General features: G+C 43.0%; 17 protein-coding genes. All 17 read right to left on the bottom strand.

Annotated elements, in window-relative coordinates; all coding sequences use genetic code 11:
• Positions 1-12: 12 nt before the first annotated feature.
• Positions 13-2,193: a DNA helicase PcrA gene (pcrA, locus tag ACVIJU_RS03870; RefSeq protein WP_456687274.1), complete on the bottom strand. Its 2,181-nt coding sequence runs from the start codon at positions 2,191-2,193 to the stop codon at positions 13-15.
• Between the two features lie 27 nt (positions 2,194-2,220).
• The gene (gene pcrB, locus ACVIJU_RS03865; RefSeq protein WP_063388812.1) at positions 2,221-2,907 is read right to left on the bottom strand and encodes a heptaprenylglyceryl phosphate synthase; all 687 of its coding nucleotides are present in this window, start codon (positions 2,905-2,907) and stop codon (positions 2,221-2,223) included.
• 207 nt (positions 2,908-3,114) lie between these two features.
• Positions 3,115-3,420 carry a YerC/YecD family TrpR-related protein gene (locus ACVIJU_RS03860; protein WP_063388817.1) on the bottom strand — a complete coding sequence of 102 codons (306 nt, stop codon included), beginning with the start codon at positions 3,418-3,420 and terminating at the stop codon, positions 3,115-3,117.
• A 3-nt stretch (positions 3,421-3,423) separates the two neighbouring features.
• Complete coding sequence (locus ACVIJU_RS03855; RefSeq protein ID WP_456687273.1) at positions 3,424-4,461, bottom strand: DUF3048 domain-containing protein; 1,038 nt, start codon at positions 4,459-4,461, stop codon at positions 3,424-3,426.
• 37 nt (positions 4,462-4,498) lie between these two features.
• On the bottom strand, positions 4,499-6,238 hold the full coding sequence (locus tag ACVIJU_RS03850) for an adenine deaminase C-terminal domain-containing protein (protein ID WP_456687272.1): 1,740 nt from the start codon (positions 6,236-6,238) through the stop codon (positions 4,499-4,501).
• A 369-nt stretch (positions 6,239-6,607) separates the two neighbouring features.
• The gene (gene purD / locus ACVIJU_RS03845) at positions 6,608-7,858 is read right to left on the bottom strand and encodes a phosphoribosylamine--glycine ligase (protein ID WP_456687916.1); all 1,251 of its coding nucleotides are present in this window, start codon (positions 7,856-7,858) and stop codon (positions 6,608-6,610) included.
• Positions 7,859-7,876: 18 nt separating this feature from the next.
• Positions 7,877-9,415 (bottom strand): bifunctional phosphoribosylaminoimidazolecarboxamide formyltransferase/IMP cyclohydrolase, encoded by a 1,539-nt coding sequence (purH, locus tag ACVIJU_RS03840; protein WP_311066579.1) that lies wholly within the window; start codon positions 9,413-9,415, stop codon positions 7,877-7,879.
• The gene (gene purN / locus ACVIJU_RS03835) at positions 9,412-9,993 is read right to left on the bottom strand and encodes a phosphoribosylglycinamide formyltransferase (protein WP_066252087.1); all 582 of its coding nucleotides are present in this window, start codon (positions 9,991-9,993) and stop codon (positions 9,412-9,414) included. Before purN ends, purH begins: the two co-directional genes overlap by 4 nt.
• Complete coding sequence (purM, locus tag ACVIJU_RS03830) at positions 9,990-11,030, bottom strand: phosphoribosylformylglycinamidine cyclo-ligase (RefSeq protein WP_311066580.1); 1,041 nt, start codon at positions 11,028-11,030, stop codon at positions 9,990-9,992. The genes purN and purM overlap by 4 nt, the downstream gene beginning before the upstream one ends.
• 26 nt (positions 11,031-11,056) lie before the next feature.
• On the bottom strand, positions 11,057-12,466 hold the full coding sequence (gene purF, locus ACVIJU_RS03825; RefSeq protein WP_063388823.1) for an amidophosphoribosyltransferase: 1,410 nt from the start codon (positions 12,464-12,466) through the stop codon (positions 11,057-11,059).
• A complete protein-coding gene (purL, locus tag ACVIJU_RS03820) occupies positions 12,451-14,667 on the bottom strand; it encodes a phosphoribosylformylglycinamidine synthase subunit PurL (RefSeq protein ID WP_066252092.1) in 2,217 nt (738 codons plus the stop codon). Before purL ends, purF begins: the two co-directional genes overlap by 16 nt.
• Positions 14,651-15,334: a phosphoribosylformylglycinamidine synthase subunit PurQ gene (gene purQ, locus ACVIJU_RS03815; RefSeq protein WP_063388825.1), complete on the bottom strand. Its 684-nt coding sequence runs from the start codon at positions 15,332-15,334 to the stop codon at positions 14,651-14,653. Before purQ ends, purL begins: the two co-directional genes overlap by 17 nt.
• The gene (gene purS, locus ACVIJU_RS03810; RefSeq protein WP_063388826.1) at positions 15,331-15,585 is read right to left on the bottom strand and encodes a phosphoribosylformylglycinamidine synthase subunit PurS; all 255 of its coding nucleotides are present in this window, start codon (positions 15,583-15,585) and stop codon (positions 15,331-15,333) included. Before purS ends, purQ begins: the two co-directional genes overlap by 4 nt.
• Positions 15,573-16,304: a phosphoribosylaminoimidazolesuccinocarboxamide synthase gene (gene purC, locus ACVIJU_RS03805; protein WP_094244364.1), complete on the bottom strand. Its 732-nt coding sequence runs from the start codon at positions 16,302-16,304 to the stop codon at positions 15,573-15,575. Before purC ends, purS begins: the two co-directional genes overlap by 13 nt.
• A gap of 90 nt (positions 16,305-16,394) precedes the next feature.
• On the bottom strand, positions 16,395-17,693 hold the full coding sequence (purB, locus tag ACVIJU_RS03800) for an adenylosuccinate lyase (RefSeq protein WP_063388828.1): 1,299 nt from the start codon (positions 17,691-17,693) through the stop codon (positions 16,395-16,397).
• A gap of 47 nt (positions 17,694-17,740) precedes the next feature.
• Positions 17,741-18,868, bottom strand: coding sequence for a 5-(carboxyamino)imidazole ribonucleotide synthase (gene purK, locus ACVIJU_RS03795; protein WP_198318573.1), 1,128 nt, complete (start codon positions 18,866-18,868; stop codon positions 17,741-17,743).
• Complete coding sequence (gene purE / locus ACVIJU_RS03790; RefSeq protein ID WP_063388830.1) at positions 18,855-19,343, bottom strand: 5-(carboxyamino)imidazole ribonucleotide mutase; 489 nt, start codon at positions 19,341-19,343, stop codon at positions 18,855-18,857. The genes purK and purE overlap by 14 nt, the downstream gene beginning before the upstream one ends.
• Positions 19,344-19,411 lie beyond the last annotated feature (68 nt).

Genomic DNA, 19,411 nt, shown 5'->3' with positions numbered 1-19,411 from the left:
TCCTTCAAATAGTTACTGTACTTTTTCAATTGGTGCAAATTTAGCAAGCAACCGTTTTATGCCGACAGGACTTGGAAATGCCACGTCAAGTTCTTGATCCTCCCCATCGCCTTTCACTCGGACGACAACACCGACACCCCATTTTCCGTGCACGGCTTTATCACCTACTGACCAAGCCTTTACATCTCCTCCCGTTAATTTCGCTCCGATTGTTCTATTTAGTTTCGGCTTTGGAGATTTCTTTTCATTTAAGTCTTCTAAAACCTCTTTCGGCATCTCTTCAATAAAACGAGATTCCGGGTTCATGTTTGTTCTTCCAAAAAGGGTCCTCATTTTCGCATTTGTTACATACAATTCTTCCTCTGCCCGCGTTATCCCGACGTATGCCAGCCGGCGCTCTTCCTCCATTTCCGCCTCTTCCATCAAGGCTCGGCTGTGGGGAAATACACCTTCTTCCATCCCGATCATAAATACAACCGGAAACTCTAAACCTTTTGCCGAATGGATCGTCATCAATAACACGGAATCTTTCTGCTCCGATTGCTCTTCATCAATGCGGTCAATGTCCGCAATCAAGGCCAAATCCGTTAAAAAGGCGACAAGGCTTTTGTCCTCATTTTGTTTTTCAAAGTTTTGAGTTACAGATAAAAATTCATCAATGTTCTCTAAACGACCTTGGGCTTCCAATGTTTTTTCCTGCTTAAGCATCTCCCTGTAGCCGGTTCTGTCAAGAATCTCTTCCACAAGCTCTGTAACGGACACATAGTCTTGCATTTGTGACAGCTGCTGGATCAATTCACGGAATTCCGTCAACACTTTCATAGCACGAGTGCTGACCCCGATATGTTCCATTTCTTCTAAAGCAGCAAACATCGAGATACCTTGCTGGGCTGCATAATTCATTATTTTTTCAACGGTTGATGCACCGATGCCCCGTTTCGGAACATTGATGATTCGCACCAAACTAATATCATCATTCTGGTTTGCCACTAGACGCATGTATGCAAGAATATCCTTGATTTCTTTCCGGTCATAGAACTTAATGCCGCCGACAATTTTATAATCAATATTCGATTTTAACAGCACTTCCTCTATGACACGGGACTGTGCATTTGTACGATACAATACAGCAATATCGGAAAGTTTTCTTTTGCCTGATTGGACGAGCTCTTGAATTTGCTTGGCGACAAACTGGGCCTCCCCAATTTCGTGATCGGCCCGGTAGTAAACAATTTTTTTCCCTTCAGGGTTTTCCGTCCATAAATTTTTCGGCTTTCTGTTCATATTATTTTTAATGACTTCATTGGCCGCATGCAAAATACGCTTGGTAGAACGATAATTTTGTTCAAGCAAAATCACTTTAGCGTTCGGATAATCTTTTTCAAACGATAAAATGTTTCCGATGTCCGCCCCTCGCCAGCGATAAATCGATTGATCCGAATCGCCGACAACACAAATATTTTGAAAACGGGATGCCAGCATCTTTACAAGCGTGTATTGTGCGCGGTTTGTATCTTGATATTCATCAACATGAATGTATTGAAATTTCCGCTGATAATATTCAAGTACTTCTGGAACACGTTGAAAAAGCAGTATCGTTGACATAATGAGGTCATCAAAATCAAGAGCTTGGTTTTTCAACAATTTTTTTTGGTAGTCGATATATATATCGCTGACAATTTGCTCCCACACATCTCCTGCTTGACGAGCAAATTCCTCCGGGGAAATGAGATCGTTTTTCGCGCTGCTGATAGTGCCGAGAATGGCTCGAGGATCATATTTTTTAGGATCAATGTTTCGTTCTTTTAAAATCCCTTTGATGACAGACAATTGGTCTGATGTATCCAATATCGTAAAATTGCGATTGACGCCGATCCGGTCAATATCTCGGCGAAGGATTCGCACGCACATCGAGTGAAAAGTGGAAATCCATATTTCCTCAGCGCCAGGGCCAAGCAGTTGTTCAATCCGGTCTTTCATTTCCCTCGCTGCTTTATTTGTGAAGGTAATAGCAAGAATATTCCAAGGTGCTACCCCTTTTTCTGCCATTAAATAAGCGATCCGGTGGGTGAGAACCCTCGTCTTGCCGCTGCCTGCACCCGCCATGATTAAAAGAGGACCTTCCGTATGTTTCGTCGCTTTTTGCTGCTGTTCATTCAAACCTGAGAGGAGCTGCTCAGTCAAAAAATGCATTCAACACTCACCTCATTTTCACTTTCTTTACCCTTTAACAGCGCGGACAGTTTCAAGCGCTGATTGTAAATTTTCATAAATGGCATTCCCGACAACGATGATGTCAGCGTGCTCGGCCATTTCTTTTGCTTGCGCAGCATTTTGAATGCCGCCCCCATAAATAAGCCTAGTATTCGTTAAAACCGATTTCGCTGCTTTTACTGCTTCAACATTGCCGTACGTTCCGCTATATTCTAAATAAAAGAGCGGAAGATGAAACATGTTTTCCGCCATTCTCGCATACGCTTTAATATCATCCAAATTAAGCTCCGTCTTTGCTTCGGTCAATTTTGCCGCTTTACACTCTCCATTTAAAATGCAATAACCTTCCATTAAAATATCATTCCAGTTCATAATGTCACCAAACTCTTTCATTGCTTGGTGATGCAGCTCCGTAATCCATGTAGTATTTCGGCTGTTTAAAACCGTCGGAATAAAATACAAATCAAATCCTGGAACAATCGATTCTAAATTCGATACTTCCAGCACGCATGGAACGAGAAAACGCCGCACCCGCGAAAGCAAAGAAAGAACATTATCTTCCGTTACATTGTCGCTTCCTCCAATGATAACAGCGTCCGTTTTTGATTCACAAATTTTTTCAAGCTGTTCATCGGAAATGACTTTATCCGGATCGAGCTTAAACACATGTCTCCACTCGTTCACATCATACATACATAATCCTCCATTTCATATACCATTTCATTATTATATCAAATTATAATAGGACAAAAAAATGGTGAATCAATGAAAGTCTGTAGATGTTTAGAAAGAGTTTTTTAATATGAGAGGGGTTTTTTTAAGCTATGTTGAAGAAGCCTTTCAGAGTTTTAAAAGTTCTAAACTAAAAAAGAGCTGCTGATTTCACCCAGCAGCCCAAATTTATGACGAAGCGTTGTCATCTTTAATTCTTTCAAGCGCCATTGCATAAGCATCATTTCCGTAATTCAAGCACCGCTTTACCCGGGAGATTGTCGCTGTCGATGCACCTGTTTCTGTTTCAATTTTATGATACGTATAGCCTTCCTGAAGCATTCTTGCAACTTCAAACCGTTGGGCAAGCGATTGGATTTCATTGACGGTGCAAAGATCATCAAAAAAACGGTAGCATTCTTCCAAATCTCTTAAAGAAAGGATAGCCCGGAACAATTGGTCTAACTCTCTCCCCCGCAGCTTGTCAATTTGCATGCATCATTCTCCTTTCTCAGCTGAATTTTGAAAAGCCTTATCCAAATCTGGCACGATATTGATCCAAGTATGGCCGGGAACTAATTTTACTTGTTCTTCATTTTCATAAGGAAGGATGCGTCCGTTCACATTTTTCCAATCGACCCTTTTCATCATACCTTTTTGCAAAAGAATTCCTTCGCCCCCAGAGTTTAAATCAATCGTTCTGCGACCGTAATCATCAAGAAAACGATGATCCGTTTGGACAATAAAAATGTTGTCTAAAAGAACAGGTTCTTCCGTTTCGCGATCGACTGTCAGTTCGTCCCCGGAATACCGCTTATAGCGGCCTAGCTGCTGATCGAATACATATTTAATGCGCCATTCCGGTTTAGAACCATAGGAAACAACAGCTTCTAACATTTCTTCTCCAGAAATGCTGCTTATTTCTTCATCTGAAAGAAAAGGCAGCGGGGCAACTTCCTTTGTCATTGAATACCCGTTTTCTTTTGCTCCTTTTACGACATTTTCAAAAGAAATATACGAGTTATGAGGAGCTTTCCGGGTTGAATCCCGCCAAAACAGCGTACCATCATAAAACAGACCGTTTAAATAGTCTAGGTGCTCTGACTCTAGCATTTCTTTAGCAGTGGGACTCCAGCCGTGGCTGATATAAATTGCTTCATACCCTTTACTCAAATCGACAAAATATTCCCGCGCACTTCTGACTGGACCGATAATTTTTGGCTTCTCGCTTTGATAAATGGCTAAAAAGCGCGTGATCGTGCCTTCAGCTAAAGCCTCGTAAACAATATCCGCTTTATTTAATCCTGATTGAGGCCTCGCTTTCGGATGGTTGTTAATCGTGACAGCAATTGGGCGGCTGTCAATGCTTTCGGTCGCAGCATTTCCTGTCAAAGGGCTTACGGCTGTTTCTTTTTCAACTGGCTGATTTTCAGATGATGACGATTCGTCATTTGTTTTCTCTTTTTCTTTTTCATTTGTGCAAGCTGTTATAAAGACAAAGAAAAGCATCGTAAATAAAATCAATGTTCTTTTCATTCATCCACAACCTTAACTAATTTATCCCTTTTATATTTTAACGTATTATTGTCGGAAAGAGTATTGTTTTTTTCATAACATCATAAATTCCTTCCTGTGTAACCCGGATATATGGTAAATGTGTGCAGGATAAAAAGAGCAGGCTGTGAATCGGGTCTAAATATTTATAGCCCTTTTCTCGCATAATTTGGACTAAACCATTTTCCTCCTTAATGAGATCTTTAAATTTTTTCGATGACGCAGTGCCGTTAATGTTAAGAGGCATTTCATAAATCACTTGGCCATTTTCCGTTAATACTATTCCCCCGCCGATTTCTTTCAATCTGGAAAATGCATGCATCATATCTTGTTTGTTTTTCCCTATCAACACCACATCTCCAGTCGTTGAATAAGTGCTTGCAAAGCCTTTTATCCCCTTTGCGAAGCCTTTTAACATTGTATTGATCCGCCATTTCCCTTTTTTATCGATGACAGCGAGGAAGCTTTCGTCATGATCTAGCGGAAGTTCATCAACGAAGTTGTCAATAGTGATGGAATACGGCTCAATGATAACCGTGTTCCTCATTTTTAATCCCATCGGCATAGAAAATTGAAGATCATCCATTGTCAAATCCCAATCAATTTCAAGCGGTGCAACTTCGTATTTGCTCCAGTCTGCTTGAGAGAAATGATCAAACACCTGACCTTCTTTTTGAATCCATTTCCCTTTCGCCAAAACAGCCACTGGGTTCGGGTTATTTTTCGCTTCCAGGAAATTGATGGAGGCTAACCTACCAGGACCGATTACTCCCAATTTTGAATCAAGCATATAATATCTAGCAACATTGTACGTTGCCATTTTATAAGCCTCAAACTCTGGAATTCCGGCCTCCAGCGCTATTTGAATGGTCTGATTAATCATTCCATTTTCATAAAAAGCAGGCGTTGAACCATCCGTTGTAAAAAACATTTCGTCAAAACGATTAACTCCAAATGCAAGCAGCTCTTCCAACAATTTCGGCAAATCCGGCCGTATTGAAGAATAGCGGAGCGGCACGCTGTATCCGCATAACAATCGATTGTATACTTCTTCTCCGCTAATAGATTCGTGATCGGAATCGACACCAAATAATTTCATTTTTGTCAATGTTTTTCGAGAAGCCCCTGGAAAATGGCCTTCTACACGCTTCCCGACCTTTTTTGTCTCATGAATCCAGTGTAAAAACAAGTCATCCCCTAAAAGAAGCTTTGGCCAGCCTGTCAATTCTCCTCCTTGAATAACGGCTGGATGCTCGATCCATTGTTTTACGACATCTGGCGGAATGAGTTGATCTTCTTCTCTGCATTCCGTTTGCAAGTCATAGCGGGCCCACCAAAAAAACTGAACTGGAGAAGATTGCATATCTTCAACAAAAGAAAACGCTTTCTTTTTTGGGAATTGTAATAGCAAAAATAGGTTATCGCATATTAGTGTTGTAGTTCCCGTTTGCGATACATGTTGTGCAAGCGAATGAGGATTATATAATTGAAACGGATGGGCGTGCGGTTCAATATAGCCAGGAACTAAATAAAGTCCTTTGCAATCAAATATTTCAGTATTTGCTGTTTTTTCCGGCTCCTCATTGCCGACATAAATAATGCGGTCTTTATAAATCCAAATATTTGACTTCACCCACTGGTTTAAATATGGATGTAAAAATACTGCATTTTTCAGCCACAAGGTTGGTGCTAATCTATTTGAAACGACATCTAGATGTTCACGAATTTCATGGGCTTTCCAAAAAGCACCAGATCGCATGATCTGCTCAGTCCTCCTCAATTAAAAGTAATTACTCAAAATGACTCTGTTACTTTATATATTAACATATGAAAAATATTAAAGCACTAAAGTTTCTTACAAAATTTTGAACTTGGGATAACGGTGCAGAGGCTTTCTAGATTGATCGTTTCCTAATAGAAGAAACGCTGGTTTATTTTTAATAATGAGCGGTCAAAATAGGAAGTTGTTTAAGAAGAAGCTATGTCAAAAATGCCGATTACATTCCTTTATAAAATGAAAAGGACAGGAACAACCTCCTGTCCCATTGGAAAGGTTTATAAAATATGTGGTAGATATGTCTTTTATTTATTAGTATTCATCGGTTCGGAATATTGAAAGCCAAATTCGTTATAGTGCGCGATAGCCGATGTCTTTACGATAAAACAAACCTTCCGTCTCAAGCTCTTTTAATTGCTTGTACACTTTTTCTTGCGCATTTTTTAAATTATCTCCAAATGACGCCACAAGGTATACACGACCCCCGTCTGTTACAAATTGGCCGCCTTCCTCTTTTGTTCCGGCATGGAATAAAAGGGCATCCGCACTAACCTTTAACAAACCGATCGGTGTTCCTTTCTTATAGCTGCCCGGATAGCCTTCCGCCGCCACAACGACTCCCAACACCGCTTGATCTGTCCATTCAAGTTCAACCGGTTCTCCTTTTAACACTTTCAACATCACATCGATAAGGTCTGATTTTAGTCGAGGAAGAACTACCTGTGTTTCTGGATCTCCAAAACGCGCATTGAATTCAATCACCTTCGGGCCGTCTTTTGTCAGCATGAGGCCGGCATAAAGAATACCGGTAAATGCCGCTCCTTCATTTTTCAAAGCTTTCGCTACCGGCTTTAAAATTTTCTCTACAGACTCATGAACAACATCATCAGAAATCTGCGGGACAGGAGAATAAGCCCCCATTCCACCTGTATTCGGTCCTTTGTCTCCGTCAAAGGCCCGCTTATGATCCTGCGCAATCACCATCGGGTAAATGTTTTCTCCATTTACGAAAGCCATAAGGGAAAACTCTTCACCTGTCAAAAATTCTTCAATTACAACGGATTTTCCTGCTTCTCCCAGCTTATTTTCCTTTAAATAGCCGGACAGCGTGTCAATTGCTTCTTCATTTGTCATTGCAACAACGACACCTTTTCCCGCCGCAAGCCCATCCGCTTTAATCACAATCGGGGCGCCTTTTTCTTCTACATATTGCTTCGCTTTGGCAAAATCAGAGAACGTTTCATAATTGGCAGTCGGAATGTTATATTTTTTCATTAAATTTTTTGCAAATGATTTGCTTCCTTCAATAATTGCCGCTTCTTTCCTCGGTCCGAATACAGTTAATCCAGCGTCTTCAAATTCGTTGACAATACCGTTCATTAAAGGAATTTCAGGACCAACAATGGTTAAATCAATGTTGTTTGTTTTGGCAAATTGGATCAATTCGTCTGTTTGTTCTTCTGAAATCGGAACTCTTATTGCAACGTCTTTCATACCATCATTGCCAGGCGCGACATACACTTTTTCAACGAGAGGGCTATTGGCCGCCTTCCAAGCGATCGCATGCTCACGGCCCCCTTTTCCAATAACAAGTACTTTCATCATCAGTCATCCCCTTTCTTAATGTTTGAAATGACGGACTCCAGTAAAGACCATTGCAATTCCGTATTCATCCGCTTTTTTTATCGAATCTTCATCGCGAATGGATCCGCCTGGTTGTATGATTGCTGTAACCCCTGCTTTCGCTGCTTCTTCAACGGTGTCAGGCATTGGGAAGAACGCATCTGATGCAAGTGCACTGCCTTTCGCTTTCTCGCCAGCCTGTGCAATCGCGATTTTGGCAGCACCAACCCGGTTCATTTGGCCTGCACCAACACCAACGGTCATTTCATCTTTTGCCAAAACAATCGCATTTGACTTGACGTGCTTCACGACTTTCCAGCCAAGCTTTAAGTCCTTCCATTCTTGTTCAGTCGGCTGTCTTTTTGTTGGGATTGAAATGTTCGCGTCATCGAGCGTATAAATATCTTGATCTTGAACAAGAAGGCCGCCGTAAACAGATGTCAGCTGCTTCTCCGGTTGGAATTTTTTCGAAAAGTCGATCGTTAACAATCGAATATTTTTCTTTTTCGTTAATATTTCAAGAGCTTCTTGGCTAAACGAAGGGGCAATGATAATTTCCAAAAAAATTTCGCTCATTTTTTCAGCCGTTTTCTGATCAACTTCACGATTCAGTGCAACAATGCCGCCGAAAATTGAAGTCGGGTCCGCCTCATATGCCCGATTATAAGCTTCAAAAATGGTTTCACCTGCGCCGACGCCGCACGGATTCATATGCTTAACAGCGACCGCTGCCGGTCCATCAAATTCTTTGACAATGCTAAGTGCCGCATCCGCATCTTTAATGTTGTTATACGACAATTCCTTTCCATGGAGCTGGACGGCTTCGGCAATAGATGATGGAGGCGTGATCGGCTTTTTATAGAACGTTGCCTGTTGGTGAGGATTTTCCCCATAACGAAGGGATTGCTTCCTTTCAAATGTCACAGTAATCGATTCAGGCTCTTCTTCCCCTGCCTGCTCTGTTAAATATTCCGCAATCAGTGCATCGTATGCAGCAGTATGACGGAATACTTTGGCAGCCAACTTCCGTTTTGTTTCTATGCTTACTTCTCCGTTCTCTTTCAGTTCGGCTAAAATGACGGGATAATCTTCAGGATCAACGACAACTACTACATCTTGGTGATTTTTTGCAGCAGCCCGAAGCATCGTCGGCCCGCCGATGTCAATGTTCTCGATCGCTTCCTCAAAAGTCACGCCATCTTTGGCAATTGTCTCTTTAAACGGATATAAATTCACAACGACTAAGTCAATCGGTTGAATACCGTTTTCCTCCATCTGCTTCATATGGATATCATTGCTGCGAACCGCTAGCAGCCCCCCGTGAATAACAGGATGCAGCGTTTTAACTCTTCCGTCCATAATTTCCGGAAAACCGGTTACTTCCTGAATTCCAATGACATCTATTCCATTTTCCTCAAGAAGCTTTTTCGTTCCGCCAGTGGAGATTACTTCGATCCCAAGATTGACAAGCTCTTGCACAAACGGAATGATGTTTGCTTTATTAGATACACTGACAATTGCCCGTCTGATTGTCATGCTTTCACCTCTAATTTTTCTAAAATTTTTCCTATTGTTTCAGGATAAAATGAATGCTCGATTTTATGGATTTTCTCTGCAAGTGTATTAGCATCATCATCTTCGCTGATTTCAACCGCACGCTGAGCGATGATCGGGCCTGTATCCATTCCTTCATCAACATAATGGATGGTGACACCCGTAATTTTTACGCCGGCACGGAGCGCTTGTTCAATTGCATGTTTTCCCGGAAATGCAGGAAGCAAGGAAGGATGTATATTCACAATTCTCCCCGCAAAAGCGTCAAGAAGAGTGTGGCCGATTAAACGCATGTAGCCGGCCAGCACGATAAAGTCCACTTGATAGTGCCTCAATTGCTGTAAAATATCTTCTTCAAACTGTTCCTTCGACTCATATTGCTTCGGATCAAAAACAAAAGCAGGAATCTGCTCCTTTTCTGCCCGCTCCACCACTTTAGCACCGGGTTTATCACAAACTAAAAGCATCACATTTGCTTTTAGCTTCCCGCTCTTTACATGGTCTACAATCGCTTGGAAATTAGAGCCGCTCCCGGATGCAAACACCGCGATCCGCTTCATGAAAAAGGCCCTCCTTTCAGCCGAATTCCGCTTCCTTCTTTTACCCGGCCGATGAGAAAAGCCTTTTCTCCCAGCTTTTCAAGCTCATTAAGGCACTGCTGAACAACATCTTCTTCGACCGCCAGAACAAAGCCGATTCCCATATTGAACACTTCAAACATTTCAGACAAATCGATATTTCCTTGCTGTTGAATAAAGGTAAAAATCGGATGAATCGGCCATGAACCGAAATCGATTTCTGCTCCAAGCCCTTCCGGAAGCATTCTCGGGATGTTTTCAATAAACCCTCCTCCGGTAATATGGGCCATGCCGTCAACTTTATATGCTTTCACAAGCGGCAGGACGGAAGAAACATAAATTTTTGTCGGCTTTAGCAATTCTTCTCCGAGCGTTTCGGTTAGAGGCTCGTATATTTCATGTAAATCAAGCTTATTTTCTTCCAAAAGCACTTTGCGAACGAGTGAATAACCGTTTGAATGGATGCCGTTTGATGAAAGGCCGATGAGAAAGTGCCCAGGCTTGATCCGTTCGCCTGTGACAATGTTTTCTTTCTCGACAACACCGACAGCAAAGCCGGCAATGTCGTATTCATCTTCATCATATACGCCGGGCATTTCCGCTGTTTCTCCACCGATGAGCGCACAACCCGCCTGCAGGCAGCCATCGGCAACACCTTTAACAATTTTTTCAATTTTTTCAGGGTCTGCTTTCCCGAGCCCCAAATAGTCCAGGAAAAAAAGCGGCTCCGCACCTTGTGCCAAAATGTCGTTTACACACATAGCCACAGCGTCTATTCCAATCGTATCGTGTTTATTCGCCATAAAGGCAAGCTTCAGCTTCGTTCCCACTCCGTCTGTTCCGGAAACAAGCACCGGCTCCTTATATCCTAAGCTTGCCAGATCAAACATTCCGCCAAAACTGCCGATCCCTCCTAAAACACCGGGACGCTTCGTTTTTTCCACATGCTTTTTCATGCGGCGAACTGCTTCATAGCCCGCATGAATGTCCACACCTGCTTCTCTATACGCTTTGGACATGAATTATCCTCCTTTGGTCTGTCATATTAGCCTTTCTCATGAGGAAGAATCGTATCTTCATAAATGTCTGTCGGATATTTTCCTGTAAAACATGCCATACATTGCCCGCGAAATTCACCTTCATATTTCCTTCCGATCGCATCCAGCATCCCTTCTGTGCTTAAGAAAGCAAGACTATCGGCGCCAATGATGCTGCGAATTTCTTCTACAGTATGAGAAGAAGCGATCAGCTCCTCATGAGTGGAGGTGTCAATACCGTAATAGCAAGGGTTGGCAATCGGCGGTGAACTGATGCGGACATGCACTTCCGTTGCCCCTGCTTCCCGCAGCATCTTGACAATACGCTTCGATGTCGTTCCTCTTACGATTGAGTCATCCACCATGACAACCCGTTTGCCTTCCACTACCCCGCGGACAGGGGAAAGTTTCATTTTCACTCCTTGCTCCCGCAATGATTGGGACGGCTGAATAAACGTACGGCCGACATATCGGTTTTTAATTAAACCGAGCTCGTACGGTATACCGGATGCCTCGGCATAGCCGATCGCCGCAGATATGCTGGAATCCGGAACTCCAGTCACTACGTCCGCCTCTACAGGCGCTTCTATCGCAAGCCGTTTGCCAAGATTTTTTCTTGCAGTATGAACATTTATTCCTTCCACATTACTGTCAGGGCGTGAAAAATAAACGTATTCCATCGTACAAATCGCACGGTTAATCGTTTTGGAAAAACGTTCGCTTTTCAGTCCTTCACCATTGATGATGATAAGCTCGCCAGGCTCAACGTCCCTTTCGAGCTGAGCTCCAACAGCATCAAAAGCGCAGGTTTCCGAAGCGACAACATATGCATCACCGAGACGTCCGATAGATAAAGGACGGAGTCCGTTCGGATCAAGGGCAATCATCAGCTCTGTTTCCGTCATGATTAAAAAGGCGTATGCCCCTTTAATCATCGTAAGCGCGTTTTTCACTTTATCTTTTAGCTCTAAATAGCCGCTTCTTTTAATTAAATGAGCAAGAACTTCTGTATCTGACGTTGTTTGAAAGATGCTTCCTTGATTTTCAAGCTGATGCTTCAATCCGGAAGCATTCACTAAATTTCCGTTGTGAGCTAATGCGAGACCGCCTTGCTCCGATCGAAAAAGGAACGGCTGGACGTTTTCATAGCCGCCTCCTCCAGCCGTCGCATAGCGAACATGGCCAATAGCTCCTGTTCCTTTTAAATTGTCTACCCCATTGGCAAACACTTCTGTGACAAGTCCTTCCCCTTTAAACCCTGTCAGTTTTTCGCCGTCTGTTACGACAATCCCTGCCCCCTCTTGTCCGCGATGCTGAAGGCTGTGCAGACCGTAATAAGTGATTTGAGCAGCGTCCTTATGACCCCATATGCCGAATACACCGCATTCTTCATTTAGCCCCTTTATTTCAGCAAGCATGGGATAGCTCCTTTCCAAGCTTGTTCTAACTCTTCCACTGATGCTTGAATCAATGTTTCTCCATTGCCGTTGACAATTTTAAGAATTCCGCTGTTTGTGACCGTTCCGATAGCTTCAGCTTGAACAATCTTTTCAAACGCCTCTTTGTTTTCCGGTTTTACGGAAACGACGATGCGGGACTGGGATTCGCTGAACAGCCCTGCCAATGCATCACCGTTGATCGTAATTTCCGCTCCAAGACCCGTTCCGATTAAGCATTCACTTAGCGCAACGGCCAGGCCTCCTTCGGCAACGTCATGAGCCGACTGGACAAGCCCTTCGCGAATGGCAGCTAACAGCTGATCTAAACGTTGCTTCTCTTCTTCCAGGTCAATTTCCGGCGCTTTGCCAAAGATCTTGCCTTCAAGCATTTTTTGCAATTCACTTCCGGAAAATTCCAGTTTTGTCTCACCAAGCAAATAAACGATGCTGCCCGCCTCTTTAAATGATTGCGTTGTAATATGATCTGTATCTTCAATAAGTCCGACCATCCCGACAACCGGAGTTGGATAAATAGCTGTTCCGTTCGTTTCATTGTACAAGGAAACATTTCCGCCAATGACAGGTGTATTTAAAGCTAAGCACGCTTCGCTCATGCCGTCCACCGCTTTTTCAAGCTGCCAAAAAATCTCCGGTTTCTCCGGGCTGCCGAAGTTTAAACAGTCTGTAATAGCGAGCGGCACCGCTCCTGAACATACGATGTTTCTTGCTGCTTCACTAACTGCAATTTTTCCGCCGACTTCTGGATCTAAATATAAATAGCGTGAGTTGCAATCGGTTGTCATCGCCAAAGCTTTTTTCGTCCCTCTGATTCTTAGGACAGCCGCATCAGAACCGGGCGCTACAACAGTGTTCGTCCGCACCATATAATCGTATTGGTCATATACCCACTCCTTGCTGGCTATCGTTGGCTGTTTCAGCAATGCAAGAAGCGTTTCTTTGTAATCGTCAACTTTTGGAACATAGGGCGGCATGCTTTGAAACTGGCGATAATATTCAGGTTCTTTAGACGGTTTATAGTAAACAGGCGCATCTTCCGCAAGCGCATCAACAGGAATTTCCGCAACGATTTCTCCTTTATGAATAAGGCGCAGCATCTTGTCATCTGTAACTTTACCAATCGGTGCAGCCTCCAGATCATATTTTTTAAACAGATCAATGATTTCCTGCTCCCGCCCTTTTTTAATTACGAGAAGCATTCTTTCTTGCGATTCGGATAACATCATCTCATAAGGAGTCATTCCTGCTTCCCGCTGAGGAACAAGATCCAAGTTCATTTCAATTCCTGAGCCCGCCTTGCTCGCCATTTCTGCCGATGAGCTTGTAAGCCCCGCTGCTCCCATATCTTGAATGCCGACAAGTGCATCAGATTTGATTACTTCAAGGCAAGCTTCCAAAAGCAGTTTTTCCATGAAAGGATCTCCAACTTGAACAGCCGGACGCTTTTCTTCGGAAGCTTCCGACAATTCTTCGGAAGCAAATGTAGCACCGTGAATGCCGTCTCTTCCGGTTTTGGCTCCGACGTACATCACTGTATTGCCGACACCAGTTGCTTGCCCTTTTTTGATATCTTCATGGTTTATGAGTCCGACACACATCGCATTGACCAGCGGATTTCCTTCATAGGAAGCGTCAAACTGCACTTCTCCTCCAACGGTTGGAATTCCGATACAGTTACCGTATCCGGCAATGCCAGCGACAACTTCTTCAAACAAATATTTGACACGCGGGCTTGTAAGTTCCCCAAAGCGAAGAGAGTTAAGGAGAGCGATTGGTCTGGCTCCCATCGAGAAAACATCGCGAATAATGCCTCCGACTCCTGTTGCTGCACCTTGATACGGTTCAATTGCAGAAGGGTGGTTATGGCTTTCTATTTTAAAGACGACGGCTTGATTGTCGCCGATATCAACAATCCCTGCTCCTTCACCAGGTCCTTGCAGCACACGTTCTCCTTTTGTTGGAAACTTTTTTAATACTGGTTTTGAATTTTTGTAGCTGCAATGCTCTGACCACATAACAGAAAAAATTCCAATTTCCGTGTAATTCGGCAATCGTCCTAATATTTTTTCAATGAGGGCAAACTCCTCATCACTAACTCCCATTTGCTTATAAATTTTGTCGTTTTTTATCATTTCTGGACTTGGTTCAAGAATTTGTGACATGAGCTTCCCTCCAACTTCTTACAATCGATTGAAACAATTTCAACCCGTCTGTGTTTCCTAAAAGTTCGCTGACTGCCCGTTCCGGATGCGGCATCATTCCAAGGACATTGCCGCGTTTATTTACGATGCCTGCAATGTTATTTAAGCTTCCGTTCGGATTATCTTGATACGTAAAAACAATTTGCTTGTTTGCGATTAACTCTTCAAGAGTTTTTTCATCACAATAATAATTTCCTTCCCCATGTGCGATCGGAATGGTGATAATTTCGCCCTTATCATATTTGTTCGAAAACATCGTTTCGTTGTTTTCCACCTTTAATTTCACAGGGCGGCAAATAAATTTCAGCTTCTCGTTCCGTCTCATGGCACCCGGAAGAAGACCAGCCTCAAGCAAAATCTGAAACCCATTGCAAACGCCAAGTACAGGCTTCCCTTCATCTGCAGCTTTCACAACTTCCTTCATGACATTGGCAAAACGGGCAATGGCTCCGCTGCGCAAATAATCGCCGTATGAGAAGCCGCCGGGAAGGAGAATGCCATCGAAGCCACTTAAATCTTGAGCGTCATGCCAAACGTATTCGACTTCCTCTCCCAGTTCATCTTTAATGGCATGGTACATGTCAACGTCACAATTGGAACCCGGAAAAACGATCACGGCAAATTTCACTTGACGGCTACCTCCTCTATTTCATAACGGTAGTCTTCAATCACAGGATTTGCTAAAAGCTTTTTACACATTTCGTCGACAATCTCTTCGACATTTCGATCCGTTTTTCCGATTGCTAGCTCCATGTACTTCCCGATCCGAACATCTTCCACTTCGTTGAAATTCATTGAATGTAAAGCATTTTTCACCGCATTTCCTTGAGGATCAAGCACACTTTCACGCAATGTAACATATACTTTTACTCTGTACATGGAACTGTACCTCCTAAACGTTTTAAAATTTCTTTATAAGCATCCGTCAAATTGCCGATATCCCGGCGGAACACATCTTTATCAAGCTTTTCATTTGTATGTTTGTCCCAAAGTCGGCACGTATCAGGGGAAATTTCATCTGCAACAACAAGCGTTCCGTCGTTTAGCAAGCCAAATTCAAGCTTAAAATCTACTAGTCTCACGTTTCTTTCATGAAAATGCTTCAATAAAATATCGTTTACTTTGAAAGCTAATGTTTTTATTTCATCCAGCTGCTCTTTATCCGCAAGCTCTAGTAGTTCAATATGGAAACTGTTAATTAAAGGGTCTCCCAGGTCATCATTTTTATAGTAGAACTCAATGATCGGCTTTTTAATCTCAGTTCCTTCGGCAATGCCCAATCTTTTGGACAAGCTTCCTGCCACAATATTTCGTACAACTACTTCAATCGGAATGATTGTCACCCGTTTGACAAGCTGTTCATTTGACGAAATTTTTTGAACAAAGTGGGTCGGAATGCCGTGTTCATTTAACTTTTCAAACAGCAAACTTGAAATTTCATTGTTTAGCTGTCCTTTGCCCACAATCTCAGCTTTTTTCTCCCCATTAAACGCGGTAGCGGAATCTTTATAATAAACAAGAAAAATGTTGGGATCGTCTGTTTCATAAATTTTTTTCGCTTTTCCTTCGTACAGCAATGAGCGCTTTTGAACGGTCATGATCATGCCTCCTAATGCGGAATATTGGCCTTTCATTTTATGTCAAGGGGCAGGGCAGTTTTTGCGATTTGCCGAGCCCCATTTGGACATCTACTGTTCTAACCCGCAGCGTTTAAAAATGTAATCCACATTTTTCAAATGGTAATTGTAATCGAAGCAGTCATCGATTTCTTCTTTCGAAAGCTTTGTTGTAATTTGTTTTTCCGCTTCGATCAGCTCTCTAAACGGAACTTGGCGCTCCCACGCTTCCATCGCTTTCGGCTGAACTAAATCGTATGCTTCTTCACGTGTCATACCTTTATTGATTAGCGCAAGCAAAACCCGCTGTGAGTAGATCAATCCCAGCGTTTTCTCCATATTGCGCTTCATATTTTCAGGGAAGACCGTCAAGTTTTTCACAATATTGCCAAATCGATTTAACATGTAGTTCAACGCGATCGTAGCATCTGGCAAAATGATGCGCTCTGCCGAAGAATGAGAGATGTCGCGCTCATGCCACAATGGAACATTTTCGTAAGCCGTCAGCATCATTCCGCGAATGACCCTTGCCATTCCTGTCATGTTTTCCGATCCGATCGGATTGCGCTTATGCGGCATCGCAGATGAACCTTTCTGTCCTTTGGCAAAAAACTCCTCCACCTCGCGGGTTTCACTCTTTTGCAAGCCGCGAATCTCAACTGCAAACTTTTCAATCGATGTAGCAATTAAAGCAAGCGTAGCCATGTACTCGGCATGTCGATCACGCTGCAATGTTTGCGTCGAAATCGGCGCCGGCTTTAAACCGAGTTTTTCACACACATACTGCTCCACAAACGGATCAATGTTGGCATAAGTGCCGACTGCTCCGGAAATTTTGCCGACTTCAATCTCTTCTCTTGCGCGTTTAAACCGCTCTAGATTTCGCTTCATTTCTTCATACCATAGCGCCAATTTCAAACCAAACGTTGTCGGTTCTGCATGCACCCCGTGCGTACGCCCCATCATGACGGTGTATTTATGCTCCAACGCTTTATCTCTTAAAATAGCGATGAAATTTTCCAAGTCTTTTTGTAAAATTTCGTTCGCTTGCTTTAGCAAATAAGATAAAGCGGTATCCACGACATCAGTGGAGGTCAATCCGTAATGCACCCATTTTCGTTCGTCGCCAAGCGTTTCTGATACAGCACGGGTAAACGCCACTACGTCGTGCCTTGTTTCCTCTTCAATTTGCTTAATTCGGTTCACATCAAATGAAGCACGTTCACGCAGTTTTTTTACATCTTCCTTCGGGATCACACCAAGCTCCGCCCACGCTTCACATGCTAAAATCTCCACTTCAAGCCAAGCTTTAAAGCGGTTTTCTTCCGTCCAAATCGCGCCCATTTCAGGACGTGTGTATCGTTCAATCATTCCTGCAACCTCCTATTGATCTCTCCGTCTTGTTTATGAATAGCTTGTCAAACATTCCAAATTTGAGTGGATTCGATATATGTCAATAGTTCCTCAATTTCATCACTGAAGAACGTAATATGTCCCATTTTTCTGTTGATTTTTGCCTCCGCTTTTCCATATAAAAATAATTTCCCTTTTTTCAGCAGCTCTTCGTTTTTCAACACAGGCTCTAGATGCTGGCCCAGTATATTCACCATAATTCCTTGATGAATAAGCTTCGTGTTTCCGAGAGGCAATCCGCAAATCGCGCGAATATGCTGTTCAAACTGCGATGTTTCACATAAATTTAATGAATAATGACCTGAATTATGAGGCCGGGGGGCGAGCTCATTTATATAAATTTCATCGTTCGCCACAAACATTTCAACTGCCAGCGTTCCAATCAGCCCAAGCTTCGCCGCCAATGTTTTTGCTGTTTCCTCCGCCTGTTCCTTCAACGAATCAGAAATTCTTGCAGGTACAATGCTTTCGTGCAAAATATTGTTAACATGAATGTTTTCGGCAACAGGCAATGTGCTGACTTCACCTGTCACGCTTCTAGTGACAATAACCGAAATTTCTTTGTCGAATGCGATCCATTTTTCCAATACACAGCGTCCGTTCTTCAACAAAGCTTTTGCTTCTTCTATATCTTCTTCTTGCTTTAGTACAAATTGGCCTTTCCCATCATATCCTCCGCGGCATGTCTTTAAAACACTCGGGATGCCTATGTTGGATACGGCTTGATAAAAATCATCTTCTGATTCAACGACTTCATACGGCGCAACTTTTACACCAGCGTTCGCCACTGCTTCCTTTTCCGTCTGGCGATCTTGTGTAATGGCGAGCAGTCTGCTTCCTTGAGGCAAGTAGGCGTTTTGCTCAAGCCAAGTTAACGCCTCGTAATCAATATTTTCAAATTCATACGTTATACAATCGCTCACCTTCGCAAGCTCTTTGATTGCATCCAAATCATCGTAACGGGCTGTGATTTCAATGTCGCTCACTTGGCCGCATGGAGAATTCGGTGTTGGATCAAGCACCGCCACTCGATATCCCATATTTTTGGCAGCGATAGCCATAAATTTGCCTAGTTGACCGCCTCCAATGATTCCAATTGTACTTTGAGGCAAAAGTTTTTTATACAAGCTGATCACTGCTTTCCATGACGTTTTTTCTTATATATTCTCGCCGTTGTTCAAGCTTTTGCTGAACATCAGCATCATTGATTGACAAAATTTGCGCCGCTAACAGACCAGCGTTCACCGCGCCCGCTTTTCCTATCGCCACTGTTGCAACAGGCACGCCGCCGGGCATTTGCACGATCGAGAGCAGCGAATCCAGTCCGTTTAACGCGTTTGTTTTAACCGGAACTCCGATGACAGGGAGAGTTGTTTTCGCTGCAACCATTCCCGGCAAGTGTGCTGCTCCGCCTGCGCCTGCAATGATCACTTGAATTCCGCGATCCCTGGCAGTGCTTGCATATTGAAACATCCAATCAGGTGTGCGATGGGCAGAAACAACCTTTTTTTCATAAGGAATATTCATCTCATCTAATATTTCACAGGCATGCTTCATCGTTTCCCAATCTGAAGTGCTTCCCATTATCACTCCAACGACAGGATTCATGGCGATGCTCCCCTCTTTATTTTTAATAATAGGTTGCCACCTTCGTTAAAAATCTTGACAATAATTGA

The sequence above is a fragment of the Aeribacillus sp. SP014 genome (assembly GCF_054055575.1).
This window is presented reverse-complemented; position numbering and strand designations above follow the sequence as displayed.

What these genes read in the sequence shown, in the direction of transcription:
- ACVIJU_RS03855 (WP_456687273.1), bottom strand. Translation starts at nt 4,461, where the DNA reads ATGAAAAGAACATTGATTTTATTTACGATGCTTTTCTTTGTCTTTATA.
- purD (WP_456687916.1), bottom strand. Translation starts at nt 7,858, where the DNA reads ATGAAAGTACTTGTTATTGGAAAAGGGGGCCGTGAGCATGCGATCGCT.
- pcrB (WP_063388812.1), bottom strand. Translation starts at nt 2,907, where the DNA reads ATGTATGATGTGAACGAGTGGAGACATGTGTTTAAGCTCGATCCGGAT.
- ACVIJU_RS03860 (WP_063388817.1), bottom strand. Translation starts at nt 3,420, where the DNA reads ATGCAAATTGACAAGCTGCGGGGGAGAGAGTTAGACCAATTGTTCCGG.
- purB (WP_063388828.1), bottom strand. Translation starts at nt 17,693, where the DNA reads ATGATTGAACGATACACACGTCCTGAAATGGGCGCGATTTGGACGGAA.
- purE (WP_063388830.1), bottom strand. Translation starts at nt 19,343, where the DNA reads ATGAATCCTGTCGTTGGAGTGATAATGGGAAGCACTTCAGATTGGGAA.
- ACVIJU_RS03850 (WP_456687272.1), bottom strand. Translation starts at nt 6,238, where the DNA reads ATGCGATCTGGTGCTTTTTGGAAAGCCCATGAAATTCGTGAACATCTA.
- purF (WP_063388823.1), bottom strand. Translation starts at nt 12,466, where the DNA reads ATGCTTGCTGAAATAAAGGGGCTAAATGAAGAATGCGGTGTATTCGGC.
- purC (WP_094244364.1), bottom strand. Translation starts at nt 16,304, where the DNA reads ATGACCGTTCAAAAGCGCTCATTGCTGTACGAAGGAAAAGCGAAAAAA.
- pcrA (WP_456687274.1), bottom strand. Translation starts at nt 2,193, where the DNA reads ATGCATTTTTTGACTGAGCAGCTCCTCTCAGGTTTGAATGAACAGCAG.
- purS (WP_063388826.1), bottom strand. Translation starts at nt 15,585, where the DNA reads ATGTACAGAGTAAAAGTATATGTTACATTGCGTGAAAGTGTGCTTGAT.
- purH (WP_311066579.1), bottom strand. Translation starts at nt 9,415, where the DNA reads ATGACAATCAGACGGGCAATTGTCAGTGTATCTAATAAAGCAAACATC.
- purM (WP_311066580.1), bottom strand. Translation starts at nt 11,030, where the DNA reads ATGTCCAAAGCGTATAGAGAAGCAGGTGTGGACATTCATGCGGGCTAT.
- purN (WP_066252087.1), bottom strand. Translation starts at nt 9,993, where the DNA reads ATGAAGCGGATCGCGGTGTTTGCATCCGGGAGCGGCTCTAATTTCCAA.
- purL (WP_066252092.1), bottom strand. Translation starts at nt 14,667, where the DNA reads ATGTCACAAATTCTTGAACCAAGTCCAGAAATGATAAAAAACGACAAA.